At 64.2% G+C, this 23,072-nt stretch carries 28 protein-coding genes; 15 read left to right on the top strand and 13 right to left on the bottom strand.

Annotation, left to right across the window (positions count from 1 at the left end; translation table 11 throughout):
• Positions 1-360 precede the first annotated feature (360 nt).
• The 4 genes from X727_RS1000000169085 (at position 361) to X727_RS146650 (ending at position 2,486) form a co-directional block, all read left to right on the top strand.
• A complete protein-coding gene (locus tag X727_RS1000000169085) occupies positions 361-549 on the top strand; it encodes a hypothetical protein (RefSeq protein WP_023732796.1) in 189 nt (62 codons plus the stop codon).
• Between the two features lie 505 nt (positions 550-1,054).
• Positions 1,055-1,402, top strand: a complete 348-nt coding sequence (locus tag X727_RS146640; protein WP_023732797.1) for a hypothetical protein — start codon at positions 1,055-1,057, stop codon at positions 1,400-1,402.
• Between the two features lie 244 nt (positions 1,403-1,646).
• A complete protein-coding gene (locus X727_RS146645) occupies positions 1,647-2,018 on the top strand; it encodes a hypothetical protein (RefSeq protein WP_023681251.1) in 372 nt (123 codons plus the stop codon).
• A 96-nt stretch (positions 2,019-2,114) separates the two neighbouring features.
• A complete protein-coding gene (locus tag X727_RS146650) occupies positions 2,115-2,486 on the top strand; it encodes an endonuclease domain-containing protein (protein WP_023834567.1) in 372 nt (123 codons plus the stop codon).
• Between the two features lie 117 nt (positions 2,487-2,603).
• On the opposite strand, the gene X727_RS146655 is transcribed toward X727_RS146650, so the two are convergent.
• The gene (locus X727_RS146655; RefSeq protein WP_023681249.1) at positions 2,604-2,924 is read right to left on the bottom strand and encodes a hypothetical protein; all 321 of its coding nucleotides are present in this window, start codon (positions 2,922-2,924) and stop codon (positions 2,604-2,606) included.
• A gap of 164 nt (positions 2,925-3,088) precedes the next feature.
• Here X727_RS146655 and mbfA point away from each other — a divergent pair, with 164 nt between their 5' ends.
• A complete protein-coding gene (mbfA, locus tag X727_RS146660; RefSeq protein WP_023834566.1) occupies positions 3,089-4,072 on the top strand; it encodes an iron exporter MbfA in 984 nt (327 codons plus the stop codon).
• A 160-nt stretch (positions 4,073-4,232) separates the two neighbouring features.
• Here the strand turns inward: mbfA and X727_RS146665 are convergent, their stop codons facing one another.
• From X727_RS146665 to X727_RS146675, 3 genes are all read right to left on the bottom strand, one after another.
• Positions 4,233-4,577: an antibiotic biosynthesis monooxygenase gene (locus X727_RS146665; protein WP_023834565.1), complete on the bottom strand. Its 345-nt coding sequence runs from the start codon at positions 4,575-4,577 to the stop codon at positions 4,233-4,235.
• Positions 4,574-4,930, bottom strand: coding sequence for an NIPSNAP family protein (locus X727_RS146670; protein ID WP_023673248.1), 357 nt, complete (start codon positions 4,928-4,930; stop codon positions 4,574-4,576). The genes X727_RS146665 and X727_RS146670 overlap by 4 nt, the downstream gene beginning before the upstream one ends.
• An 84-nt stretch (positions 4,931-5,014) precedes the next feature.
• Complete coding sequence (locus X727_RS146675) at positions 5,015-5,218, bottom strand: DUF1127 domain-containing protein (protein WP_023834564.1); 204 nt, start codon at positions 5,216-5,218, stop codon at positions 5,015-5,017.
• 69 nt (positions 5,219-5,287) lie between these two features.
• Here X727_RS146675 and X727_RS146680 point away from each other — a divergent pair, with 69 nt between their 5' ends.
• Positions 5,288-6,007: a winged helix-turn-helix domain-containing protein gene (locus tag X727_RS146680; protein WP_023752377.1), complete on the top strand. Its 720-nt coding sequence runs from the start codon at positions 5,288-5,290 to the stop codon at positions 6,005-6,007.
• Between the two features lie 210 nt (positions 6,008-6,217).
• Here the strand turns inward: X727_RS146680 and ligD are convergent, their stop codons facing one another.
• Together ligD and X727_RS146690 are read right to left on the bottom strand one after the other, a co-directional pair.
• Positions 6,218-8,728 carry a DNA ligase D gene (ligD, locus tag X727_RS146685; protein ID WP_023834563.1) on the bottom strand — a complete coding sequence of 837 codons (2,511 nt, stop codon included), beginning with the start codon at positions 8,726-8,728 and terminating at the stop codon, positions 6,218-6,220.
• Positions 8,729-8,739: 11 nt separating this feature from the next.
• On the bottom strand, positions 8,740-9,606 hold the full coding sequence (locus tag X727_RS146690) for a Ku protein (RefSeq protein WP_023825849.1): 867 nt from the start codon (positions 9,604-9,606) through the stop codon (positions 8,740-8,742).
• A 345-nt stretch (positions 9,607-9,951) separates the two neighbouring features.
• Here X727_RS146690 and X727_RS1000000166675 point away from each other — a divergent pair, with 345 nt between their 5' ends.
• Positions 9,952-10,101 (top strand): hypothetical protein, encoded by a 150-nt coding sequence (locus X727_RS1000000166675; protein WP_196813601.1) that lies wholly within the window; start codon positions 9,952-9,954, stop codon positions 10,099-10,101.
• 178 nt (positions 10,102-10,279) lie between these two features.
• Positions 10,280-10,705, top strand: coding sequence for a DCC1-like thiol-disulfide oxidoreductase family protein (locus X727_RS146695; protein ID WP_031204399.1), 426 nt, complete (start codon positions 10,280-10,282; stop codon positions 10,703-10,705).
• Positions 10,706-10,985: 280 nt separating this feature from the next.
• On the opposite strand, the gene X727_RS146700 is transcribed toward X727_RS146695, so the two are convergent.
• Entirely contained in the window at positions 10,986-11,447 is a 462-nt protein-coding gene (locus X727_RS146700) for a RidA family protein (protein WP_023687546.1), read from the bottom strand.
• A 235-nt stretch (positions 11,448-11,682) separates the two neighbouring features.
• On the opposite strand from X727_RS146700, the gene X727_RS146705 reads away from it, so the two are divergent.
• Together X727_RS146705 and X727_RS146710 are read left to right on the top strand one after the other, a co-directional pair.
• Positions 11,683-12,051: a YciI family protein gene (locus tag X727_RS146705; protein WP_023681239.1), complete on the top strand. Its 369-nt coding sequence runs from the start codon at positions 11,683-11,685 to the stop codon at positions 12,049-12,051.
• 7 nt (positions 12,052-12,058) lie between these two features.
• Positions 12,059-13,303, top strand: a complete 1,245-nt coding sequence (locus X727_RS146710; protein WP_023834560.1) for an RNA polymerase sigma factor — start codon at positions 12,059-12,061, stop codon at positions 13,301-13,303.
• A 9-nt stretch (positions 13,304-13,312) separates the two neighbouring features.
• On the opposite strand, the gene X727_RS146715 is transcribed toward X727_RS146710, so the two are convergent.
• From X727_RS146715 to X727_RS146725, 3 genes are all read right to left on the bottom strand, one after another.
• Entirely contained in the window at positions 13,313-13,939 is a 627-nt protein-coding gene (locus X727_RS146715) for a glutathione S-transferase family protein (RefSeq protein ID WP_023706962.1), read from the bottom strand.
• 200 nt (positions 13,940-14,139) lie between these two features.
• Positions 14,140-15,114, bottom strand: a complete 975-nt coding sequence (gene cysK / locus X727_RS146720; protein WP_023692952.1) for a cysteine synthase A — start codon at positions 15,112-15,114, stop codon at positions 14,140-14,142.
• A gap of 179 nt (positions 15,115-15,293) precedes the next feature.
• Positions 15,294-15,911, bottom strand: coding sequence for a LysE family translocator (locus X727_RS146725; protein WP_023698059.1), 618 nt, complete (start codon positions 15,909-15,911; stop codon positions 15,294-15,296).
• A 178-nt stretch (positions 15,912-16,089) separates the two neighbouring features.
• Between X727_RS146725 and X727_RS146730 the strand changes: the two genes are divergently transcribed.
• The gene (locus tag X727_RS146730; RefSeq protein WP_155923587.1) at positions 16,090-16,995 is read left to right on the top strand and encodes a hypothetical protein; all 906 of its coding nucleotides are present in this window, start codon (positions 16,090-16,092) and stop codon (positions 16,993-16,995) included.
• 23 nt (positions 16,996-17,018) lie between these two features.
• Here the strand turns inward: X727_RS146730 and X727_RS146735 are convergent, their stop codons facing one another.
• From X727_RS146735 to hrcA, 3 genes are all read right to left on the bottom strand, one after another.
• Positions 17,019-18,368, bottom strand: coding sequence for a sorbosone dehydrogenase family protein (locus X727_RS146735; RefSeq protein ID WP_023834558.1), 1,350 nt, complete (start codon positions 18,366-18,368; stop codon positions 17,019-17,021).
• Positions 18,369-18,474: 106 nt separating this feature from the next.
• A complete protein-coding gene (locus X727_RS146740) occupies positions 18,475-18,675 on the bottom strand; it encodes a hypothetical protein (protein WP_023672050.1) in 201 nt (66 codons plus the stop codon).
• A 36-nt stretch (positions 18,676-18,711) separates the two neighbouring features.
• Entirely contained in the window at positions 18,712-19,797 is a 1,086-nt protein-coding gene (gene hrcA, locus X727_RS146745) for a heat-inducible transcriptional repressor HrcA (protein ID WP_023805846.1), read from the bottom strand.
• A gap of 148 nt (positions 19,798-19,945) precedes the next feature.
• Between hrcA and rph the strand changes: the two genes are divergently transcribed.
• The 4 genes from rph (at position 19,946) to hemW (ending at position 23,067) form a co-directional block, all read left to right on the top strand.
• Positions 19,946-20,662 carry a ribonuclease PH gene (gene rph / locus X727_RS146750; protein WP_023672052.1) on the top strand — a complete coding sequence of 239 codons (717 nt, stop codon included), beginning with the start codon at positions 19,946-19,948 and terminating at the stop codon, positions 20,660-20,662.
• Between the two features lie 190 nt (positions 20,663-20,852).
• A complete protein-coding gene (locus tag X727_RS146755) occupies positions 20,853-21,263 on the top strand; it encodes a VOC family protein (RefSeq protein ID WP_023692947.1) in 411 nt (136 codons plus the stop codon).
• Positions 21,263-21,910 carry an RdgB/HAM1 family non-canonical purine NTP pyrophosphatase gene (rdgB, locus tag X727_RS146760; RefSeq protein ID WP_023692946.1) on the top strand — a complete coding sequence of 216 codons (648 nt, stop codon included), beginning with the start codon at positions 21,263-21,265 and terminating at the stop codon, positions 21,908-21,910. The genes X727_RS146755 and rdgB overlap by 1 nt, the downstream gene beginning before the upstream one ends.
• The gene (gene hemW / locus X727_RS146765) at positions 21,910-23,067 is read left to right on the top strand and encodes a radical SAM family heme chaperone HemW (RefSeq protein WP_023834557.1); all 1,158 of its coding nucleotides are present in this window, start codon (positions 21,910-21,912) and stop codon (positions 23,065-23,067) included. The genes rdgB and hemW overlap by 1 nt, the downstream gene beginning before the upstream one ends.
• The last annotated feature ends 5 nt before the right edge of the window (positions 23,068-23,072 follow it).

Raw genomic sequence — 23,072 nt, 5'->3', positions numbered from 1 at the left:
CACCACCCTCCGTTTGGGCTCACTTCGCCCTACGTCCGCATCAAGCATGACCTTCCAGATCGCCCGCGCTTTCGGCGACGCATTCGGCGTGTCGGCGATCTGACGCTTCTTGAGACAGGGCTTGGTAGTTCTACAGGCCCGATGATTGTCCGACGCTCTCCGCTTTGACGCTATCCTGCGCTCCTCGTTGGAGAAGCCACATTTTAAAACACCCCATCCCAGAGTATCTTTCTCGCCAGCTCGGGGGAAACATCACATGCGCACCACTCTCGACACCGTCGCCGCAATCGGTCTCGCCATCGGTGGCGCCTTCGGCCTCGCCGGCACCTTCGTCGCCAGCGCCCCACTGCGTGAAACACTATGGAGATCGACGGCGTGGCCGCTCGTAGTGGTGGCCGCGCTGCTGACCATGAATACCAAGGGCTGGGCAATGACTGCGTCGCGGCCGGATTCCTCCCCTTTCTTGCCGGCGAGAGCTTGCTCATGGCCGGCAATGCGGCGGGGCTGGAGGCCAGCGTGCCTTGCTATGTCGGCGGCATCTCGCTGTGAGCAGCGACGCTCGTCTTGATAGGCGCGTCGAACAACCTTTGCGCTGTGGATGCGGCTCACCGGCGCGCCATCCTGTTTGTCGTGACCGTGCCATGGTGCTGTGGGGCGCCGTTGCTGCCCACCTCGGCGCCGCTGCCCCGCCGCCGGCTATCCGTTCCTGGTTCTGACTTTTGCCGGCTGGATTTGGACGTTGCTGAAGACGCCGAGGTGATTGACGCGATCTGGCGGCTGGCGCCGCATGTGAAGTGGGGCAGTAGGGGGCGTAGGGTATCACGAGGCCGCCCCCTCATCCGGCCGCTTCGCGGCCACCTTCTCCCGGCTGGGGAGAAGAGGCGAGCACCAGCGCCGAGCGAGCTCCTCTCCCCTCGGGGAGAGGTCGGATTGCCCCGAATTGCCTTTCGCAATTCGGCTGGCAATCCGGGTGAGGGGGACTTGCCTAGCCGTGGCTCTAGGCCCGGCCCTCGCGGCGTGCGACCCTCGCATCTCCGATTCGGGACCGCCCATCATGCTCCGCCTCACCCTTGCCGCTCTCCTCCTCGCCACCCCGGCGCATGCCGCCGATATGGCGTTCTTCGTCAAGAACCTGCGCAGCCAGGCGGTGGCGGTGGAACTGTTCAGCCATGACCGCAAGATGTCGTGGCCGGGCGGCGACCAGGTGTTTCTGATCGAGCCGAGCTCGCAGAAATCGGTGCCGATCTCGTGCAACTCGGGCGAGAATATCTGCTATGGCGCCTGGGTGAACGGCAATGATGCGGTCTCCGCCGGGGTCGGGCCGGATAATGACCAGCCGTGCGATACATGCTGCTTCATCTGCGTGGAGAAGACGACCGAGACGATCGATCTGGTGGAGTGAGGGGCGGGGCGCCGAAGCTGCTGATCTCCCCCCTCGTGGGGGAGATGTCCGGCAGGACAGAGGGGGGCGCGAAGGATCGNCCCCCTCTGCCTTGCCAGGCATCTCCCCCACGAGGGGGGAGATCAGCCGTTCCGCCCTCCACCAATCACCCCAAAATCAGTCAGCCGCTCCCCTTCAATGTCAGCCGCCATCATGCGATGCTGGCCCCCTCGGCCGGGGGGCCGATTTGCCTCGGGGGAACACCATGTCTTTCACTTGTCTGCGCCGCGTCGTCGTCGCACTGTCGCTTGCCGCGCTGTTTGCGCCGGCCGCTCATGCCGCCGACATCACCTTCGCCGTCAAGAACAGCCATCCCAACGCCATGCGCCTCGAGCTCTACAGCCAGGACCGCGACTATGTCTGGCCGGGCAACGACAAGGATTTTTATCTCGACGATGGCGAGACCAAACAGATCCCGGTCTCGTGCGACGAAGGCGAGTCCATCTGCTACGGCGCCTGGGTCGACGGCGACGAAGGGACCTACTGGGGCGTCGGCCCCAACAACAAGGAAAGATGCGAGGATTGCTGCTACACCTGCAATGGCGGCGAGACGGAGGAAATTGAACTGACGCCGTAGGAAGTACAGCCAATCTCCCCCCAAGTGGGGGAGATGTCCGGCAGGACAGAGGGGGGCGCCATAGAGCGCAAGCCTCGGCAACCACCCAGCATCGTAATGCCGCACACGCCTCTATCGCCTCGACATCGCGCAAACGCCAGATCGATGCGCAAAGTCCTGACGCCAGCCGAACTCAAGCTCTGGAACGAACTTCGTGCCCACCGGCTGATGGGGCTTGGCTTCCGGCGACAATTTCCGATTGCCGCCTACATCGTCGATTTCGCTTGCCCGGAGAAGAAGCTGGTCATCGAAGTCGATGGCTCCCAGCATGCGGACGCGGGCGCGGCTGCCGGTGATGAAACGCGGACATCGCACCTCGAACAAGATGGCTGGACCGTCCTGCGGTTCTGGAATGACGACGTCATCCGCGACGTCGATAATGTCTGCCAGCATATTGTGATTGCGGCTGGGCTTGGCGGCGCATCCTGAACGGTGCCGGTGCTGGGCTTTAGGCAGGGAAAGGTCGGCGGGACAACGCCCCCCTCTGGCCTGCCGGCCATCTCCCCCACGAGGGGGGAGATCGGGTTTCGCCTTGGCTTTCGCCAATTATCCCAGCAATGCCCTCTGCCGCTTCGGCCCGCCTGCCTTGCGCCAGGAGTTGAACCGGTGCGTGGCGGCGGCAAACGAGATCTTCATCTGCTGGGCGACCGAGTAGCGCGACTTGCCTTCGTCGAACAGGCGGTAGCAGCACTCGACGCCCTCCTCGGTCAGCTTGCCGTCGGGCGCCTTGTTGTGCGGATTGGCGGGGTCGAATTTCTCGACCTGCTGTTCGACCAGGCCTTTCAGCCGCTGCAAATCGGCCTCGATGCTGGCGATGAGATCGAGGACGGGTTTCGGATCGAAGTGGTCGTGCGGCTTTGCCGTCATCTTGCTCATGCCTTTCGCTTGCGTGTCGCGACCGATATAGGCGAACATTTGCCGATAATGAAGGGCGCGCTGCAATTCGGCGCTTCAACATTTCTTGACTGGTGATTGACCGGAGAGACCGCAGCGCCTAGTTTAGAATTGTTCTAAACTGGGGTGAATTTCTCATGCTTTCCCGTGTCTTCGGTTTCGGCCGCCGTCCTTTCGAAACGCTGTCGGAACAGGAGATCCTGGCCCTGGCAATTTCATCCGAAGAGGATGACGGGCGCATCTACCGCGCCTATGCCGACGGGCTGGCGGACAGTTTTCCGCAATCGGCGAAAGTGTTCGAGGCGATGGCGGAGGAGGAGGACGGCCATCGTGATTCCCTGATCGAGCTCTACCGCAAGCGTTTCGGCGAGCGCATTCCGCTGCTGCGCCGCGAGCACGTGAAAGGCTATTACGAGCGCAAGCCCGACTGGCTGGTGCGGCCGCTCGGCATCGAGCATGTGCGGCGTCAAGCCGAAGCGATGGAGCAGCAGGCCTATCGCTTCTATGTCGAGGCGGCCAAGCGCACCAGCGATGCCTCGACGCGGAAACTGCTCGGCGACCTGGCCGCGGCCGAGCAAAGCCATGAGAATTCGGCGCACCGGCTGGAGCAGAAACTTGTGCCTGGCGAGGTGAAGGACGAGGAAGCCAGCGCCGAGCAACGCCAGTTCATCCTGACCTATGTGCAGCCGGGACTGGCCGGGCTGATGGACGGCTCGGTTTCGACATTGGCGCCGATCTTTGCCGCGGCGTTTGCCACGCACGACACCTGGCAGACGCTGCTGGTTGGCCTCGCCGCCTCGATCGGCGCCGGCATCTCGATGGGCTTTACCGAAGTCGCTTCGGACGACGGCAAGCTGTCGGGGCGTGGCTCGCCGATCAAGCGCGGACTGACCGTCGGCATCATGACGACGCTGGGTGGGCTGGGCCACGCGCTGCCTTACATGATCCCGCATTTCTGGACGGCGACGGCGGTGGCGGCCGTCGTGGTGTTCTTCGAATTGTGGGCGATCGCCTTCGTGCAGAACCGCTACATGCAAACCCCGTTCCTGCGCGCGGCGTTTCAGGTGGTGCTGGGTGGGGCGCTGGTGTTTGCGGCCGGGGTGCTGATCGGGAATGCGTGAGCGCCAAGCGCCCCCTCACCCAGCCTCCGCTTCGCTCGGCTGACCTCTCCCCGAGGGGAGAGGAGATTTTCGACGCCTGCGCCAGTCTCTTCTCGCCAGCGGGGAGAAGGTGGCCGCGAAGCGGCCGGATGAGGAGGCCTGGCGCGACGCCGATACCTAGTCACCCATTCACCGCCCTGCTGTCCGCCGGCGCTTCATCCCGCTCCGTCAGCCCATAGTCCCGCAGCACATGCGCAATGCGCAGCCGGTAGCCGGCAAAGATTCCGCCACGGCCGGCCTTTTGCGCCTGCCGGTGCTCTTCCGTGTTGCGCCATGCCTCGACCGCTTCCTCGTCGCGCCAGAAGGACAGCGACAGGACGCGGTTCGGGTGGACCAAGCTTTGGAAGCGCTCGATCGAGATGAAACCGTCTATGCCGTCGAGCAGCGGCCTGAGTTCCGCGGCGATGCCGAGATAGGCATCGCGCTTTCCCTGCGCCGGTTGCACCTCGAAGATGACAGCGATCATATCTCCTCCTTGACCGCGGTCTGGAACAGCTGCCGCGGTCCATGCGGCCCCGACACCAGCTTCAGGAAGATGCGGTCCTCTTTCAAGATGAACTTTTCGCGGCGGGCGAATTCGTAATTGGCCTTGCCCGCCGGATCCGCGGCGAGGCGGGCGCGATATGCTTCGTAGGCGGCGAGGCTGTCGATGTTATAGGCGGCGTAGGCGGTGGTGGCCGAGCCCTCATGCGGGGCGTAGTAGCCGATCAGATCGGCGCCGCAGCGCGGGATCGCCTGGCCCCAGGCCTTGGCATATTGCTCGAAGGCCGGCTTGCCGAACGGGTCGATCTCATAGCGGATGAAGCAGGTGATGGTCATCGTGATCTCCTTGGGTTCGCGTGGATAGTTCGAGCGGCGTCGAAACGTTGTGCCGCAGGGTCTGCTAAGCGAAAGCACTGGCGGTCAGGCCTGCCAGAAGGATTTCGCGCATTCGCGGCGCACATCCTCACGGGTCAGGCCGAGATCGCGCAGCAGATGGTCGTCGACCTCCGCGAGGTCGAGCCGCTGCAGATGGCGGTCGTACCAGCGGGCGAGCAGCCGCCGTTGCAGCCAGGTGACGAATGGAAACCGCCGGCGGCTGGCGAGTGGGGCGGAAGCGGTTGGCATCGGCGTTCTCCTTGATCCCGCCCGACAATAATGCTTATCTGACGAGAATGCTTCGATGGAGACCTAACTATGCGTGAAGGACCCGACATTGCCCGCATCGCCAGCCTGGTCGGCGATCCGGCGCGGGCAAACATGCTGAACGCGCTGATGGGCGGCACGGCTTTGACGGCTAGCGAACTGGCGCTGGAGGCCGGCGTGTCGCTGCCGACGGCGTCCTCGCATCTGTCGAAACTGATGGAGGGCGGGCTTTTAACTTTGGCCAGCCAGGGCCGGCATCGCTATTACGGCCTCGCAGGGCCGCAGGTGGCAGGCATGATCGAGGCGATCACCGGGGTGGCCGAAGCGGTCGGCCCCAAGCGGGTGCGGCCCGGCCCGCGCGACGGCGCCATGCGCGTCGCCCGTGTCTGCTACGACCACCTCGCCGGCGAACATGCGGTGGCGATGCTCGACCGCCTCGTCGCGCGCGGCATCCTGTTGCGCGACGACAATGAGATCAGGCTCGGGGAGATCCGGCCGGGGCAGATCCGGCCGGGGGAGATCAGGCTCGGGCCGTCGGCAGCATCGCATTTTTCCGCCATCGGCATCGATGTCGGCGCCAAGCCGCGCCGGCCGGTCTGCCGAGCCTGTCTCGACTGGAGCGTGCGCCGCTCGCACCTCGCGGGAACGCTCGGCGCGGCTATTCTGGACAAGATCCTGTCGGAGAAATGGGCAAGGCGGGAGAAGGACAGCCGCGCGGTGGTGTTTTCACCGCCGGGGAAGCAGGCGTTCGAGCGGGTGTTTTTGGGTTAGTTTGCAGGCGCTAATTGGGCGACGCTGGTGGGACAGCACCCCCCTCTGGCCTTCCGGCCATCTCCCCCTCAAGGGGGGAGATTGTACGCCTGGTCGCTTTCGCCAACCATCAACGCTGTAAGGCAGGAACGGCGAAACTGCTAATCTCCCCCCTTGAGGACAGAGGGGGGTGTGACGGAACGCTTGCGTAGCAGGTGAGGCGCGCGACGCTCACCCCCGCTTCAGCACCTTCGCCTGCTCGAAGAAATCCGCCCACGGATCGGCCTTCTCCAACTCCTTCAGCGTCGTCTTGTCGCCGATCGGGAAGGAATTCGGCGCCAGCCCCTTTTCAACCTCCGCCCACGTTACCGGCACCGACACCGTCGCGCCCTTCTTGGCGCGGGAAGAGTAGGGCGCGACCGTGGTCGAGCCCCTGCCGTTGCGCAGATAGTCGACGAAGATTTTTCCAGTGCGCGCCTTTTTCGACAGCGTCGCCGTGTAGCGGTCGGGCGCGGCCTGCTCTAGCGCCTTGGCGAAATCATGCGAGAAGGTTTTGACCGCCTCCCAATCCGCCGACGGCTTCAGCGGCACGAGCACGTGATAGCCCTTGCCGCCTGACGGCTTGACGAAATTCGGCAGCGACAGATCGTCAAGCTTGCCCCTGATGTCGAGCGCGGCCTCGCGCACCGCCTTGACGTCGACGCCTTCATCGGGATCGAGATCGAAGATGATCTGATCCGGCTTTTCCAGCTCATCGATCTTGCAGCCCCAGATGTGGACCTCGACCACGCCGTACTGGACCAGAGCGGCAAGGCCGTCGAAATCGCGGATGAACAGGATTTCCTCGCCATCGGTCGGGTCCTTCATGCGGGCAATCTTGTCGCTCATGCCGGCCGAAGCATGTTTCTGGAAGAAGCGCGGACCGCCGATGCCATCCGGCGCCCTGACCAGGCTGAGCGGCCGGTTGATGATGAACTGCTCCATGCGCGGCCAGACCAGCGCGTAGTGTTCGAGCAAAGCCTGTTTGGATATTTTTTCCTCGGGCCACAGCAGCTTGTCGGGATGGGATAGTTTTACCCTGGTCGTGATCGTCGCGGGCGCCTTAGCCCCGGCGGCCTTGCCGGCGCCGCTTGCCGCAGGCTTTGCCTTGTTCGCCGCCTTCGATGGCTTTTCCTGCACGACTTCCTCCGCCGGCTTGTCCTCGCGCAGTCCCTGGAACGACGCGTGGCGTATTATACGGTCCGACGTCCAGCTGCGGAACTCCACTTCGCCGACAAGTTCGGGCCTGACCCAGACCAAACCCTTGCCCTTCGGCACGGCGGCGGCAAAGGGCGAGGCGTCTGCCTTCAGCGCATCGAGTTTTTTCTTCAGATCGGTGGCGCTCCTGGCTGTGAAGCCCGTGCCGACGCGGCCGGCATAGTGGAGCTTGCCGCCCTCGTGGTAGCCGAGCAGCAGCGAACGCAGGCCGCGGCCGGTCTTGTCCGAGGGCAGATACCCGCCGATGACGAATTCCTGGCGGGCCGTGCATTTCGATTTCACCCAGCTTGGGCCACGGCCGCTGCGGTAGGGCGCATCGGCGCGCTTGGAGACGATGCCTTCGAGGCCCATGCGGCAGGCGTGCTGCAGCATGATCTTGCCGGGCTCAGCGAAATGGTCGCTGAAGCGGACGGCGGCATTTTCGGCCGTCTCGCCGAGCAACTCCTGCAGCGCCTGCTTGCGCTCGACCAGCGGCTCGCGGCGCAAATCCTTGCCGTCAAGCCGCATCAGGTCGAACACATAGTAGGTGAAGCGGTCGGTTCGATTGGCGGAGAGATCCTGCTGCAGCAGCGAGAAGGACGAAACGCCGCTGTCGGCGAGCACGACGATCTCGCCATCGATGATGGCGTCGCTGCATTTCAGCTGGGCGAGTTCCGCGACGATCTCGGGGCCGAATTTCCCCGTCCAGTCGAGGCCGGTGCGGGTCAGCAGCCGCACCTCCGTGCCGGCGATCTGCGCCTGCATGCGGTACCCGTCGAACTTCACCTCATGCAGCCAGTCCTCGCCGGGCGGCGCCTCGCGCTCCAGCGTCGCCAGCTGCGGCTCGACGAAGTCGAGGCGCTTGCCGGCTTTCGCCTTGCTGGATGCCGCGGGCTTGTTGGAGTGCCAGACCTTCGGCTTCTTGCCGTCGGCGGTCTTGCCTTCCGCGACCTCTTCGATGGTCAGGCCGGACTTCACCGATTTCGGTGCGTCCTTCAGGATATCCTCGCCGGGGCGGGCGGCGGCATCGTCGGATTTGATCAGCAGCCAGTTGTCGCGCTTTTCGCCCGGGCGGGGTCTTAACCTGACCAGATGCCACCGCCCATTCAGCTTCTGGCCGTTGAGTTCGAAGTCGATATGGCCCTTCTTCATCGCCTTGGCCGGGTCGATCTCTGGCGTCCATGTGCCTTCGTCCCAGACGATGACGGTGCCGCCGCCATACTCGCCCTTGGGAATGGTGCCCTCGAAGCCGGCATAGTCGATCGGGTGGTCCTCGACATGCACGGCCAGCCGCTTCTCGTGCGGGTCGAGGCTCGGGCCCCGCGTCACCGCCCAGCTCCACAACACGCCCTCATGCTCGAGGCGGAAATCATAGTGCAGCCTGGTCGCGTCGTGCTTCTGGACGACGAAGATGCCGCCGGGCTGCTTGCCGCGCGCGACCTTGCCCGCCGGCTCGGCCGTCTTCTTGAAATCGCGTTTGGACTGATATTGTTCGAGGCTGGCCACGGCGCCGACCCTCAAGCCGACTTGCGCTTGGGCGCAGAAGCTTTCGCCTTGCCGCTTTTTGCCGCCGGCTTGGCCTTCTTCGCCGGGCCTTCCGCCTGGCCGCCATCGGACAGGCTCTTCTTCAGCGCGTCGAACAGATTGACGACATTGGACGGCTTGGGCGCGGCCTGCGCTTTCGGCGCCTTCGTGCCGGCCTTCTTGGCGCGGATCAGTTCGAGCAGCGCGTCCTCATACTTGTCCTCGAATGTCGACGGATCGAACTTCCCCTTTTTCTTGTCGATGATGCGTTCGGCCATATCGGTCATCTCCTGGTCGGTCTTCACCGCCTTGATGTCGCCGAAGATGCTCTCCGGCTCCCGCACCGTGTTGCCGTAGCGCAAGGTGGTCAGCACCATGCCTTTGCCGCGCGGCTCGATGACCACGGGCCGCTCGCGGCTATAAAGCACGACGCGCGCCAGCCCGGCCATCTTCTTGTCCGCCATGGCATCGCGGATGACGGCAAAGGCCTCCTCCGACACCTTGTCGGCGGGCGTGACATAATAGGGCGTGTCGAGATAGATCTGCTCTATCGAGGCTTTGTCGACGAAGCCGTCCAGCGCCATCGTGTGCGAGGACTCGATCTGCACCGCTTCGATCTCTTCGTCCTCGATATGGACGAACTCACCGGGGCTCACCTCATAGCCCCTGATCTCGTCGCCATCGCCCAGCGGCTTGCCGGTTTCAGAATCGACATAGATGCGCTTGACCGTGTTGCCGGTCTTGCGGTTGAGCACCCGGAACGAAACTTTTTCGGCGTGGGTGACGACGTTGGTCAGTTCGACGGCGCAGGTGACCAGCGACAGTTTCAGATAGCCCTTCCAGGCGGGGCGAGGTGCCATGGCGAACTCCTGCGCGATGCGGTTCAAGCGAGAACGGGCAAGGCCCGTTCCGGTTCCGGGCGCGCAACCAGGGGCATTTCGGCAGCGAGCATGGAAATTTCGAGAGGCTCGCCAAATCTGAAACAGAACCGCGCTCAAGCGACATCCAGACGAAACATATGTGATGCAAAAGTCACAATGCCGGAAATGGCGACGAACCACACCGAAAGACCCCCAAACAGCCGCATTCCGGCCACGAAGCATGGGGTTTTCGACCAAAGATTAACATCGTGTTCACCGACTATTCACGCCTGGACGCTATGATCCCCGCAATCGGACGGGACATCCGAAAATCGGGACAGGGACTTGAGTAAAATGAAATTCTGGGGCCACATCGCCGGCTATGCCGCCGCCATCCGTGAGTTCATCGCGCCGACCTATCGGCCGGAGCGCTACTACATGCGCGGCCCGGGTCCGGCCTGCGCCCGTCGCGGCAGCTCGCTCGGCGCGCATTGATCATGACATTCGAAACGCGTCACGACAGCCGGATCTGCAGACCGGAGGCCGATCCCCGCGCAACCACCTATCGCGCCGAGCGCCCCGCGCTGGCCGCGAGAAGCCGTGCGACAACGCCGCGACTTTGATCCCGCTGCCGGCGGGCTTAGTGTCTGAAGGCACAAGCTGCCGGACTCCCGTGACTTCTTCTCCTGAACCCTTCGATGCCAGCCAGCCATTGATCGTTTTCGACGGCGTCTGCGTGCTGTGCTCGGGCTTCGTGCGCACGGTGGTCAGGCTCGACCGCAAAAACCGCTTCCGCTTCGCCACGGCGCAGTCGCCCTTCGGCGAGGCGCTGTTCCAGAGATACGGGCTGCGCACCGACAGCTACGAGACCAATCTGGTCCTTGTCGGCGGCGCTCCCTTCATCCGGCTGGACAGTTTCATCGCGGTGATGGCCGAACTCGGCTGGCCGTGGCGGGTGGCGAAGGCCCTGCTGCTCATCCCGCGCCCCTTGCGTGACTGGCTCTACGAACGCATCGCCAAAAACCGCTACGCCATGTTCGGCCGCAAGGATAGTTGCGAGATCCTGTCCGCCGCGATACGTGCGCGCGTGATCGGCTAATCGCATGTCACCCAAAAATGACCTCCGTTCTGGGAAAACGACATACGCAAAAAGAGCGGCGCGATAAGGCTTCTGGTCGTTGGCGGCTATGGCATTTTCGGCGGCCGCATCGTGCAATTGCTGGAGAGCGAGCCACGCCTGATCCTGCTCGTCGCCGGGCGCTCACTGGCCAAAGCCGAGGCCTTGTGCAACGCCGGCACCGGCGCGGCGGCGCAGCTCGTGCCGGCGCGCTTCGATCGCAACGGCGACCTCGCGCAAGGCCGGCCTGTTCGTTCGCGCCTCAGTCCGGCAGCGCCGCGACGGCGACGATCTCGATGACGATGTCTGCCTGGGCAAGCGCTGCGACGCCGATTACCTCCGAAGGCGGCGGATTGTTGTCGCTGCAATGCTTCGGACAATGCTCGGCGAAAAACGCGTCCAGCACGTCGAGACGAAAATTAGGCGAGCTGAGGACGCCGCCGTCGGGAAATGGCCCTTTGACGAAAAAGGTCAGCCTGATGAGATGGTCGAGCCCGCTGCCAAGTTCTTCCAGATCCGATTTGATGTTGCCGAGAACTTCCCGCCACTGCGCCGCGGCATCGCCGGCGAAGCCGCCACCCTTCTTGCCGGCCGGATCGTAGTCAGCCGATGTCGCGGTGTTGCCGCAGAGATAGACGGTGCCTTTCGCACCGCTGACGACCGTGCCTTTGCCCCATGGCATCAACCGGCCGTTCTTGAATTTCTTGTGGGTCACGAGTTCCATTCTCTTCTCCCATGCCTCGTGTGACGTGCCCGCCAACGACAGAGGATAGTGCTGTGCGGAGCCACGGCCAGTCCGCTGCCGGTCATCCGCCAGCAGACGGAGGAACATCTGGTCCTTGCGAAATCTCCTGGCGGAGGCGAAAGTTTTTTCTGAAGCCCGTCGAAATCGGCCGCCGCCGCGCGACATACGTCTGGCCACGCTAGAACGCGGCCTTCGAAACCACGGGAGAAGACCCATGCGATACATGCTTTTGATCAACAGCGACGAAGCCGCGCAGGCGAACACGCCAATCGAGAAGGCTCAGCAGATGAGCGCAGCATATGCCGCCTATACCGAAGCGTTGAAGAAATCCGGCGCATGGCTCGCCGGCGAACGGTTGCGCCCGACCCAGGCGACCACTTCGGTGCGGATCACAGACGGCAAGACCAACGTGATCGACGGCCCCTATGCCGACACCAAGGAGCAGCTTGCCGGCTTCTACATGATCGAGGCGGCCGATATCGATACCGCCATCGACTGGGCGGCGCGCTGTCCGGCGGCGAGCGCCGGCACGGTCGAGTTGCGGCCGATCTGGGAAATGGCCGACTACATGCCCAAGAAATGAAACCGTGATGGACAATCGCCCGGAGATCGCGCGGGCGGCGGCCGAAGCGGCCGCCCGGCAGAGTTACGGCAAGCTGGTCGCCTGGCTAGCGGCGCGCACCCGCGACGTGGCCGGCGCCGAGGACGCGCTGGCCGAGGCCTTTGCCGCGGCGCTTGAGCGCTGGCCACAGACCGGCGTGCCTCAGAAGCCTGAGGCATGGCTGCTGGCCGTCGCGCGCCGCCGTGGCGTCGATGCGGTGCGCCGTCGGCTGACCAGCGAGGCGAGCCGCGACCATCTCAAGCTGATGGCCGAGGAGATGGAGGCGAGCATGGAAGACGAAGACCTGCCCGACGAACGTCTCAGGCTGATGTTTGCCTGTGCGCATCCGGCGATCGAAGCCAGCGTGCGGGCGCCGCTGATCCTGCAGACGGTTCTGGGTTTCGACGCGGCGACGATCGCCTCGGCCTTCCTGGTTTCGCCGGCGACGATGGGCCAGCGTCTGGTGCGTGCCAAGAGCCGCATCCGCGAGATCGGCATTCCGTTCCGCGTGCCGGATCGGGCCGAACTCGGCGAGCGGCTGGAAACGGTGCTGGAAGCGATCTACGCGGCTTTCGCCGAAGGCTGGACCGACCCGGCAGGGACCGAGACGAGAGCGCGCAATCTGGCGACCGAAGGCATCTGGCTCGGGCGGCTGGTGGCGTCACTGATGCCGGACGAACCGGAAGCGCTCGGCCTGCTGGCGCTGATGCTGTTTGCCGAGGCGCGGCGCCCGGCGCGGCGCGATGCGGCTGGAGATTATGTGCCGCTCGCCGACCAGGATTGCCGTCTTTGGGATCACGCGCTGATCGACGAAGCCGAGGCGCTGCTGGGCCGCGCCGCCGACATGGGCGTCATCGGCCGCTATCAGCTCGAAGCGGCGGTACAATCGGTGCATGCGACGCGGCGACGGACCGGCCAAACCGATTGGGCGGCGATCCGTAACTTCTACGATGCGCTGTCGGCGATATCAGGCTCGCCGGTGATTTCGATCAACCGCGCCGTGGCGATTGCCGAGGCCGATGGGGCGGCGGCAGGACTGGCGGCGCTCTACGTGCTGGGCGACGACAAGCGGCTCAACGACTATCAGCCCTATTGGGCCGCTCGCGCCGGCCTGCTGGCCAGGCTCGGCAATGCGGCGCAAGCGGTCGAAGCCTATGACCGGGCGATTGGCCTTGAACGCGACCCCGCCGTGCGCCGCTTCCTGCAGGCGAAACGGGCGATCCTGCGAAATTGAAGCGTCCGTTCAGGCCGGCCACATCTCATGCGTGGTGTTGAGCCGTTTCATCAGCGGATGCGCGCGCAGCGCCGACCATAAGCGTTCGATGTTCGGCCAGTCGGCTCGCGCCTTGTCCATATCGGGGTGCCAGGCCACCAGCATGACGAGGTAGATGTCGGCCAGCGACATCGCGTCGCCGACCAGCCAGCCGCGCCCCTCGAGGGCTGCATCGACAATGGCGAAGCCGCGGTCCATCTCGGCAATGGCTGCCTGCTTGACGGCTTTCTTGCCGTCGGCATCGGTGGTGTAGCGATGGGCATAGTAGAGGCGCAGGATGGCGGGGTAGAGCACCGATGACATGAACGCCATCCAGCGCAGGAAACCGGCGCGATCCGGCGATCCGGCGGCCGGCGCCAGACCCGCCTCCGGATGGCGCTCGGCAAGCAGGATGCAGATCGCCGCCGATTCGGTTATCGATTGACCGTTGGGCAAGGTCAGCACCGGAACCTGGTTCAACGGGCTGATGTCGAGGAAAGCCGGGTCCGGCGGATCCTTCTTGGGCACATCGATCTGGTCGAATTGCGCGTTTGCCAGCGCCAATGCGGCCTCGACGACAAAACCGCCGCTGCCTGGGCGCGTGTAAAGCTTGTACATGTGATTCTCCCCCTGCCCGCGCGAAGCAGGCCGGGGCGATTTGACCCTGAAGCCGCCTCCCGCTCAAGCCGGTGGCGGACGCCACGGCCGGGTTTTCTGCGGTCCAGCCATGAGACTTCCGATGTCGGAGGGACAGCACCCCCCGATGCCCGGCAGGGCAGAGGGGGGTGCGAAGGATCGCCGCCTATCCAGTTAAGACGTTAAGCCCCCAGCCCGTCGAACAGGATCGTCGACAGATAGCGCTCGGCGAAGGACGGGATGATCACCACCAGGTTCTTGCCCTTGTTCTCCGGCCGCGACCCGACGACGATGGCGGCCTGCAGGGCAGCGCCCGACGAGATGCCGACCGGCACGCCTTCAAGGCGGGCGACGAGGCGGGCGTTGGCGACCGAATCCTCGTTGGAGACCTTGACGATCTCGTCATAGATCGAGGTGTCGAGGATCTTGGGCGCAAAGCCGGCGCCGATGCCCTGGATCTTGTGCGGGCCGGGCTGGCCGCCCGACAGCACCGGCGAGGCCTCCGGCTCGACGGCGACGACATGCACCGAGGGCTTGCGTTGCTTCAGCACCTGGCCGACGCCGGTGATCGTGCCGCCGGTACCGATGCCGGCGACGAAGATGTCGACCCCGCCATCAGTGTCGTTCCAGATCTCCTCGGCGGTGGTGCGGCGGTGGATCTCCGGGTTGGCCGGGTTTTCGAACTGCTGCGGGATGACGGCGTCAGGCAGGGTGGCGGCCAATTCGTCGGCCTTGGCGATGGCGCCCTTCATGCCTTTCGGCCCTTCCGTCAGCACCAGTTCGGCGCCGAGCAGCGCCAGCATCTTGCGGCGCTCCACCGACATGGTTTCGGGCATGGTCAGGATCAGCTTGTAGCCCTTGGCGGCAGCGGCGAAGGCGAGCGCGATACCGGTATTCCCGGAGGTCGGCTCGATCAGCGTCGTCTTGCCGGGTTTGATCCGGCCCGACGCTTCCAGCGCCTCGATCATCGAAACGCCGATGCGGTCCTTGACCGAGGCGATCGGATTGAAGAATTCGAGCTTGGCAAGAAGGTTGGCAACGACGCCCTTCTCCTTGGCGAACTTGTCGAGCCGCACCAGCGGCGTGTCGCCGATCGTCTCGGTGATCGAGTTGTAGACACGGCCGCGGCCGGGCACGCGCGCGGAAGGCTTGTTCATTGGTTTCGCTCCCAAATCAGATCAGGCAATTGGCGTCGGCGGACAGAATAAGGCTTTCGCCCGCGCAAGATAGGCTGCCGGCCGAAAATATCGAGTGGGCCGCTTGCTGAAAACGCTTGTCCCCTCAAGCCGCATTTTCCGGATGGACCGATCGGCGGAATGGATGGGCCTGAACCGATCTACTGACGTGCGGCAATAGCTGCGGCCGCGCCCACCATGAAGCCGGCGGCGGTGCGGTTCAGCGCCTTCAGCGCTCGTGGCGATTTCAGGAACCAGCGCGCCTTGGCGGCCAGCGCAAGATAGGGCACCAGCACCACAAAGAGCACGATAACGGTGAGCGCGACCAGGATGCCGTAGTCGGCGAGCGTGATGGTCTTCAGGTCGACGATGGTCGGCGTGATGGCGAGATAGAAGATCATCGTCTTCGGGTTGCCCAGCGTGACGGTGAGGCCGGCAAGGAAGCTCGATACCAGGCCGCCCTTGCCTTTCCTGGCCTCGACAGTCTCTGGCGTGATCCCGGCCGTCCAGAAACGCCAGCCGAGGAAGGCGAGATAGGCGACGCCCAGCCATTTGATGGCGAGAAACACCATGCCGAAGCTTTGCGCGACAAAGGCAAGGCCGAGCACCACCGCGGTGAGATAAATAAGGTCGCCGAGCATCAGGCCGAACGACATCGCCAGCGACGAGCGGAAGCCGGATCCGAGCGCCCGCGCCACAAGCGCGGTGACGCCGGGACCGGGAATGGCGGCGGCGATGCCCAGCGCAGCACTGTAGGCAAGGAAGCCGGTGAGGGTCATGACGGTCGCACCTCGTGAAACGACTCTGATGCCATGAAAGCCTGCAACGGCAAAAAGGATTCGATTGCGCCAAGCAGGACATGAAAGCCGGTCGTCATCACCTGAAAGCGAGAGATGGTTCACTTACGCCCCGAAGGCGGTCGGCTATCTCGCATGGCTCCGAACGGCAGGAGCACCCATGTTAGCCAAAAGACTTCACATCCAGCTCATGAAGTGGATGCCCAACAACTATTCCGAAGCACGCGGTCACGTCCACGAGCTGGAATGGTATCTGTGGTTCGAGGGGCGTCAGGCTTTCAGCCTGTTCGACAAGGGCGATAGCGATGTCGTTCCGCAGACTGGATATTTTACCGACAGCCGGGACCCTGGCGCTCACCCCATTCGTCCGATGATCTATCCGCTGGTCGTCAACAACCGGTTCAAGGTGCGACTGGTGGCGATCGAGCGTGACGGACCGCAAAAGATAGACCCCGACGACACCGCCAAAGGCGAATTCTACATCGACCTCGACACCAAATATCCGCCGGTCTCCGACTGGCGCATCATCGCTGCCGATCCGCGCAACACCGACCTCAACGTGGAAGCGTCGTTCCAGCTGCAATGGCTGGACTATGTAGATACCGCCGAGATTGCCGAGGATGGCCCGCCACGCATCATCGACAAGTCCAACTATCCCTATCCCTGGGGCGCCAATGTGATGGTGTTCGAGCACTGGCTCGGGCTTGGCCGCAAGGCGCCGCTCAAACTCATCGACCCGAACCGCGCATCGCGCCGCGAATACTGGATGATCAATGGCAATGCGGCCCGGCGCATGGTGCAGGACCTCTATCGCTTCAACGTCAACCAGCTTGGCGTCGCCAACGACACGATCAGCAGTGTTTACGTGCCGAAGCTCAATGCCGGCCACGTCACGGTGACGCTTTACGAACACGATTTCAGCGACGGCCGCTTCGCGCAAGGGGCGAAGAAGTCCTTCGGCTCGGTCGGCCTCTTCAATCTCAGGGATACCGGTTTCGATGACCGTGTCTCATCGGCCGAGGTGATCCATACCTATCCCAAGGTGATCCATCGGGACGTACATTAGGGCCGGTTGCGCAGTTCGCCGGCTCAGGACGGGCCGTCGACATGGGTGATGCGCCAGATGGTGCCGTTGCCATCCTCGGTGACGATAAGCGCGCCGTCCTTGGCCACCGCGACGCCGACCGGCCGGCCCCAGACGGCGTCGTCGGAGAGGACGAAGCCGGTGATGAAATCCTGGTACTCGCCGGTCGGCTTGCCGTCGCTGAATCTCAGCCGCACCACCTTGTAGCCGGTCCTCATACCACGGTTCCAGGAGCCGTGCAGGGCGACGAAGGCGTCATCCTTGTACTCTGCCGGGAAATTGCCGCCGTCATAGAAGGCGATGTTGAGCGGCGCCGAATGCGCCTGCATCAGCACGTCGGGCACGGTGACCGAGCCGGCGAGGTCTGGGCGCGCGCCCTCGTGACGCGGGTCCTCGTTGGCGCCGATATAATACCAGGGCCAGCCATAGAAGGCGCCGTCCTTGACTGAGGTGGCATATTCGAACGGCACATCGTCGCCGAGACCGTCGCGCTCGTTGACGACACACCACAGCGCGCCGGTGGCCGGTTGCACGGTCATGCCCGAACAATTGCGCAGGCCGGTAGCGAGGATGCGGCCATTCTTGCCGTCGGGGCCGAAGGCCAGCACGTCGGCACGGCCATCCTCGGAACCCCAGGTGGCGCCGAGTGGCTGTGATTTTGCCCAGGCGTCAAGGCCGCCCTTCGGTGCCTTCTGCATGCCCTCCGCGACGTTCGATCCGGAGCCGACCGAGAGATACAGCGTCTTCCCGTCCGGCGAGAAGGCGATATCGCGGGTCCAGTGGCCGCCGGTAGGGATGTCGGAGACAATCGTCTCCGGTTCGCCGGAGGCTTTAAGGTCGCCGTCGCGATAGGCGTAGCGGACCACGCTGTCGTTGTTGGCGACGTAGACCCATTGCGGCTTGTCGCCAGGCGGGTAGAAGGCGATGCCATAGGGCTGGTTTAGATTGTCGGCAAAAATGCCCTCTTCGGCCGGCTTCGCGCTACCCTTGGCCAGCCGATAGACGCGGATCTGGTTGGCGTCACTGTCGGCGACGAACAGGTCGCCGTTCGGCGCCACGCGCACGACCCGCGGATTGGAAATGCCGGAAGCAACCAGTTCGGCCGAAAACCCAGGCGGCAGGACGGGCTTCGCGCCCTCGGGCCGATCGCCGAGGCCGGCGCTGTTGGAGGCGGATCCGGTGATGTTGGGTCTTTTCAGATCATCCGGCCTAATCAGCCGGCGCACACCTGGCTTGTCGGCCTTCCAGTCGCCGAAAGCGTCCTTGCCGGTCAGCAGCAGTTGATCAGCCTGCTGGGCGAAGGCGCTGGTGGCCAGAAGCAGGGCAAGGCCTGCCAAGCCGGCAATCCGGATCATGCTGTTCTCCTCGAACTCGCGCCGGTCGGCGCGTCACGACAAGGGAGATATTGTGCGGCCGCCGCAAAAGAGAAGCGTGCGCGCGCAGATTCGACGAGAGAACCGCTCAACTTTCCTCTTCGACGTCCAGATCGTCGTCGAGACGCTTTTCCAATGCGACGAGATCTTCCGGCAGCGGCAAGCCCATGGCGCGCATTTCGCGCAGTTTTTCGCGCAGCTGCTCCTGGATTTCGTGCTCGTCCTCCGGCTGGTTGACCATTTCTTCGAGCAGCATGCTGATCTGGGCCTTGAACGATTCAAGCGCCATTCTGCGCCCTCCTTTACGGTGATCCCGGCTTCGGAATTATCTTAACATCCGGGTAATCAATTGGGCCGTGTAGTCGACCATCGGCACGATGCGGGCATAATTCAGCCTGGTCGGGCCGATGACGCCGAGCGCGCCGACGACGCGGGCGTCCTTGTCGCGGTAAGGTGCCACGACCAGCGACGAGCCGGAGAGCGAGAACAGCTTGTTTTCCGAGCCGATGAAGATCCGCACGCCGGGGCCGTCCTCGGCGAGGTCGAGCAGCTGGATCAGCCCGTCCTGCGTCTCCAGATCCTCGAACAGGTGGCGCAGCAATTCGATATCGGCCTGGGCGGTGACGTTTTCGAGCAAATTGGCGCGGCCGCGCACGATAAGGCGCGCCGGCAGGCCGCTGTCGGCGCCGGCCCACACCGCCAGGCCTTTCTCGACCAGGTCCTGCGACAACGTGTCCAGCGCTGCCCGGGTCTCGTCCTTGATACGGGCGATCTCGATGCGCGCCTCGGCGAGCGTGCGGCCCCTGATATTGGCGTTGAGGAAGTTGGAGGCCTCGTGCAGCTGCGACACGGTGATGCCGGCCGGCAGGTCGACGACGCGGTTCTCGACATCGCCATTCTGCGACACCATCACCGCCAGCGCCTTGGTCGGCTCGAGCTGGATGAACTCGATGTGCTTCAGCGCCACCTCGTTCTTGGTGGCGAGCACCAGGCCGGCGCCGCGCGACATGCCCGACAGCATCTGGCTGGCCTCGGTCAGCATGTGTTCCAGCGTCGCGCCCGAGCCGGAGGCGCGCACCTGCGCCTCGATGACCCGGCGTTCCTCGTCGGAGAGATCGCCAAGCTCCATGAAGGCATCGACGAAGAATCGCAGGCCGGTCTGAGTCGGCAGGCGCCCGGCCGAGATGTGCGGGGCATAGATCAGGCCGAGATGCTCGAGGTCGCTCATCACGTTGCGGATGGTGGCCGGCGACAGCGACGACGGCAGGATGCGCGACAGGCTGCGCGATCCCACAGGCTCACCGTCCTTCAAATAGGATTCGACGATGCGCCTAAAAATGTCGCGCGAACGCATGTCGAGCGATTGCAGCGCGGGCGCCAGCAGACTGGGTTCGGTGACTGCCTTGGTCATTCGAGCCAAAAACCTCCGGCCCAAGGATATAGACTTCCATCGCTCCCGCGCAACCCGGCGTCTATATGGGGCCTTTTCCTTTGCGCCATGGGCTGCATGCGTCTACAAGCCGCCGACGCAACCGTAAAAAGAACAGAAAGAGGCCTCGATGCGCCCTTCCAAACGCCAAGCCGACGAAATGCGCGCCATCTCCTTCGAGCGCGGCGTCTCCAAACACGCCGAGGGCTCGTGCCTGGTGAAATTCGGCGACACGCATGTGTTGTGCACGGCGAGCCTGGAGGAAAAGGTGCCGGGCTGGATGCGCAATTCCGGCAAGGGCTGGGTGACGGCGGAATACGGCATGCTGCCGCGTTCGACCGGCGAGCGCATGCGCCGTGAAGCCTCGGCCGGCAAGCAAGGCGGCCGCACGCTGGAAATCCAGCGGCTGATCGGCCGCTCCTTGCGCGCCGTTGTCGACCTGCAGGCACTGGGCGAACAGCAGATCACCGTCGACTGCGACGTCATCCAGGCCGATGGCGGCACCCGCACGGCCTCGATCACCGGCGGCTGGGTGGCGCTCTACGATTGCCTGCGCTGGATGGAAGCGCGGCAGATGGCCAGTGTTGCCAAGGTGCTGAAGGACCATGTCGCGGCAATTTCCTGCGGCATCCATGACGGCCAGCCGGTCATCGACCTCGACTACATCGAGGATTCATCTGCCGGCACCGACGCCAACTTCGTCATGACCGGCAAGGGCGGCATCGTCGAGATCCAGGGCACCGCCGAGGGCGAGCCTTTCTCGGAAGGGCAGTTCGCGGAGCTGATGGGCCTTGCCAAGAAGGGCATTCAGCGGCTGGTGAGCTTGCAGCAGATGGCTGTGGCTTGATTGAATTTAACGTGATGACGTCGGCGATCCTTCACACCCCCCTCTGGCCTGCCGGCCATCTCCCCCGCAAGGGGGGAGATCAGAGGTCGCTACCGTTTTCGCCAACCATCAACGTTGAGACGCCGCCAGCGGAACTGCCAATCTCCCCCCTTGCGGGGGGGATGCCCGGCAGGGCAGAGGGGGGTGCCTGATGCAACCCTCCGCTATTCTTGAGTCAGCGCTTTACGTCACGGATCTCGCCGCTGCCGAAGCCTTCTACTCCAACGTCCTCGGCCTCCCTCTCCTCGGCAAGGTCGACGGCCGCCATCTCTTCTTCCGCTGCGGCCCGGGCGTGCTGCTCATCTTCAACGCCGAAGCCACCAAAATCCCGCCGGCGCCCGATGCGCGGCTGAAAGTGCCGCCGCATGGCACGGTCGGCGAGGGCCATCTCTGCTTTGCCGCAAGTGAGGATGAACTCGCACAGTGGAAGGCGCAACTTGAGGCGAAAAACATCGCCATCGAAAGCGAATTCGAATGGCCGCAGGGCGGGCGCTCGATCTACATACGCGACCCCTCGGGCAATTCGATCGAATTCGCCGAGCCAAGGATCTGGGGCCTTTGATGCATTCTCTCGATGGAAAGAAGATCGTCGTTGCCAGCCACAATGAAGGCAAGCTGCGCGAATTCGCCGATTTGATGGGTCCGTTCGGCTTCGAGGCGAAGTCGGCCAAGGACTACGGCCTGCCGGAACCGGAGGAGACCGGCACCACCTTCGAGGAAAACGCCTACATCAAGGCCTTCGCCGCGGCTAAGGCGACCGGCCTGCCGGCGCTGTCGGACGATTCGGGCCTGTGCGTCGACGCGCTCGACGGCGCCCCCGGCGTCTACACCGCCAATTGGGCCGAAGCTCCCGATGGCAGCCGCGACTTCGGGATGGCCATGCAGCGCACCGAAGTGGCCTTGCAGGAGGTCGGCGCCGCCAAGCCAGCGCAGCGCAAGGGGCGGTTCGTCGCCGTCATCTGCCTGGCCTTCCCCAATGGCGAGGCTGAATATTATCGCGGCGAAGCTGAGGGAACGCTGGTGTGGCCGCCGCGCGGCGAACTGGGCTTCGGCTACGACCCGGTGTTTTTGCCCGACGGTTTCGACAAGACGTTCGGCGAGATGAGCGCTGAGGAAAAACACGGCTGGAAGCCCGGTCAGCCGACGGCGCTGTCGCACCGCGCCCGCGCCTTCCAGAAATTCGCCCGCGCCAGGTTAGGCTCAGCTTAATGTCGCTGGACCGCAGCCCGGGCTTCGGGGTCTACATCCATTGGCCGTTCTGCGCCGCCAAATGCCCGTATTGCGACTTCAACAGCCATGTCCGTCACCAGCCGGTCGACCAGGAGCGCTTTGCCCGCGCCTTCGAGAACGAGCTGAAGACCATGAGCGAGCGGACCGGGCCGCGCGAAGTGACCAGTATCTTTCTCGGCGGCGGCACACCGTCGCTGATGCAGCCGCAGACGGTGGCGGCGGTGCTGGACGCCGTGGCGAAGAACTGGACGGTGCCCGACGGCATCGAGGTGACGCTGGAAGCCAATCCGTCCTCGGTCGAGGCCGAGCGATTTCGCGGCTACCGCGCCGCCGGCGTCAACCGCGTCTCGCTCGGCGTGCAGGCGCTGAACGACAAGGATCTGCGCTTTCTCGGCCGACTGCACAATGTCGACGAGGCGCTGCATGCCATCGGGCTGGCACGCGAAATCTTTCCGCGCCTCTCCTTCGACCTGATCTACGCCCGCCCCGGCCAGACGCTGGACGACTGGCAGGCGGAGCTCGAACAGGCGATCGGCCATGCCGCCGACCATCTGTCGCTCTACCAGCTGACCATCGAGGAAGGCACGCCGTTCCATGCGCTGCATGCGGCGCACAAGTTTACCATTCCCGACAATGACCGGGCCGCCGATCTCTATGCGCTGACTCAGGAGATCACCGCAGCGCATGGCCTGCCGGCCTATGAGATTTCCAACCACGCCAGGCCGGGCGCCGAGAGCCGGCACAATCTGACCTATTGGCGGTATGGCGAATATGTCGGCGTCGGACCGGGCGCGCATGGCCGCTTCATCGAAAACGGCCAGCGCATCGTGACGATCGCCGAGCGGATGCCGGAGACCTGGGCCAATCTGGTGGAGGCCAGGAGCCATGGCGTCACCGGCGGCGAGATCCTGACGCGCTCCGAAGAGGCCGACGAGTTCCTGCTGATGGGGCTGAGGTTGGCCGAAGGCATCGACCTTTCCCGCTACGAGGCGTTTTCCGGGCGCGGCCTGTCGAGCGCCCGGCTGACCGTGCTGCAGGATGAGGGGCTGGTGGCGCCGATCGGCAATGCCAGGCTACGCGCCACGCCAGCCGGCATGATCGTGCTCGATGCCGTGGTGGCGGATTTGGCGCGGTAGATCGC

This window comes from Mesorhizobium sp. L103C105A0 (assembly GCF_000502215.1).
Classification (GTDB): Bacteria; Pseudomonadota; Alphaproteobacteria; order Rhizobiales; family Rhizobiaceae; genus Mesorhizobium.
This window is presented reverse-complemented; position numbering and strand designations above follow the sequence as displayed.

Coding starts and splice junctions, on each gene's coding strand:
- X727_RS146755 (WP_023692947.1), top strand. CDS start 20,853: ATGCAACCCTCCGCTATTCTTGAGTCAGCGCTTTACGTCACGGATCTC.
- X727_RS146640 (WP_023732797.1), top strand. CDS start 1,055: ATGCTCCGCCTCACCCTTGCCGCTCTCCTCCTCGCCACCCCGGCGCAT.
- X727_RS146680 (WP_023752377.1), top strand. CDS start 5,288: ATGCGTGAAGGACCCGACATTGCCCGCATCGCCAGCCTGGTCGGCGAT.
- cysK (WP_023692952.1), bottom strand. CDS start 15,114: ATGAACAAGCCTTCCGCGCGCGTGCCCGGCCGCGGCCGTGTCTACAAC.
- X727_RS146710 (WP_023834560.1), top strand. CDS start 12,059: ATGGACAATCGCCCGGAGATCGCGCGGGCGGCGGCCGAAGCGGCCGCC.
- X727_RS146700 (WP_023687546.1), bottom strand. CDS start 11,447: ATGGAACTCGTGACCCACAAGAAATTCAAGAACGGCCGGTTGATGCCA.
- X727_RS146735 (WP_023834558.1), bottom strand. CDS start 18,368: ATGATCCGGATTGCCGGCTTGGCAGGCCTTGCCCTGCTTCTGGCCACC.
- X727_RS1000000169085 (WP_023732796.1), top strand. CDS start 361: ATGGAGATCGACGGCGTGGCCGCTCGTAGTGGTGGCCGCGCTGCTGAC.
- hrcA (WP_023805846.1), bottom strand. CDS start 19,797: ATGACCAAGGCAGTCACCGAACCCAGTCTGCTGGCGCCCGCGCTGCAA.
- X727_RS146645 (WP_023681251.1), top strand. CDS start 1,647: ATGTCTTTCACTTGTCTGCGCCGCGTCGTCGTCGCACTGTCGCTTGCC.
- X727_RS146690 (WP_023825849.1), bottom strand. CDS start 9,606: ATGGCACCTCGCCCCGCCTGGAAGGGCTATCTGAAACTGTCGCTGGTC.
- X727_RS146730 (WP_155923587.1), top strand. CDS start 16,090: ATGTTAGCCAAAAGACTTCACATCCAGCTCATGAAGTGGATGCCCAAC.
- X727_RS146705 (WP_023681239.1), top strand. CDS start 11,683: ATGCGATACATGCTTTTGATCAACAGCGACGAAGCCGCGCAGGCGAAC.
- X727_RS146650 (WP_023834567.1), top strand. CDS start 2,115: ATGCCGCACACGCCTCTATCGCCTCGACATCGCGCAAACGCCAGATCG.
- hemW (WP_023834557.1), top strand. CDS start 21,910: ATGTCGCTGGACCGCAGCCCGGGCTTCGGGGTCTACATCCATTGGCCG.
- X727_RS146670 (WP_023673248.1), bottom strand. CDS start 4,930: ATGACCATCACCTGCTTCATCCGCTATGAGATCGACCCGTTCGGCAAG.
- X727_RS146655 (WP_023681249.1), bottom strand. CDS start 2,924: ATGACGGCAAAGCCGCACGACCACTTCGATCCGAAACCCGTCCTCGAT.
- X727_RS146665 (WP_023834565.1), bottom strand. CDS start 4,577: ATGATCGCTGTCATCTTCGAGGTGCAACCGGCGCAGGGAAAGCGCGAT.
- X727_RS146715 (WP_023706962.1), bottom strand. CDS start 13,939: ATGTACAAGCTTTACACGCGCCCAGGCAGCGGCGGTTTTGTCGTCGAG.
- rdgB (WP_023692946.1), top strand. CDS start 21,263: ATGCATTCTCTCGATGGAAAGAAGATCGTCGTTGCCAGCCACAATGAA.
- mbfA (WP_023834566.1), top strand. CDS start 3,089: ATGCTTTCCCGTGTCTTCGGTTTCGGCCGCCGTCCTTTCGAAACGCTG.
- X727_RS146675 (WP_023834564.1), bottom strand. CDS start 5,218: ATGCCAACCGCTTCCGCCCCACTCGCCAGCCGCCGGCGGTTTCCATTC.
- X727_RS146725 (WP_023698059.1), bottom strand. CDS start 15,911: ATGACCCTCACCGGCTTCCTTGCCTACAGTGCTGCGCTGGGCATCGCC.
- X727_RS146740 (WP_023672050.1), bottom strand. CDS start 18,675: ATGGCGCTTGAATCGTTCAAGGCCCAGATCAGCATGCTGCTCGAAGAA.
- rph (WP_023672052.1), top strand. CDS start 19,946: ATGCGCCCTTCCAAACGCCAAGCCGACGAAATGCGCGCCATCTCCTTC.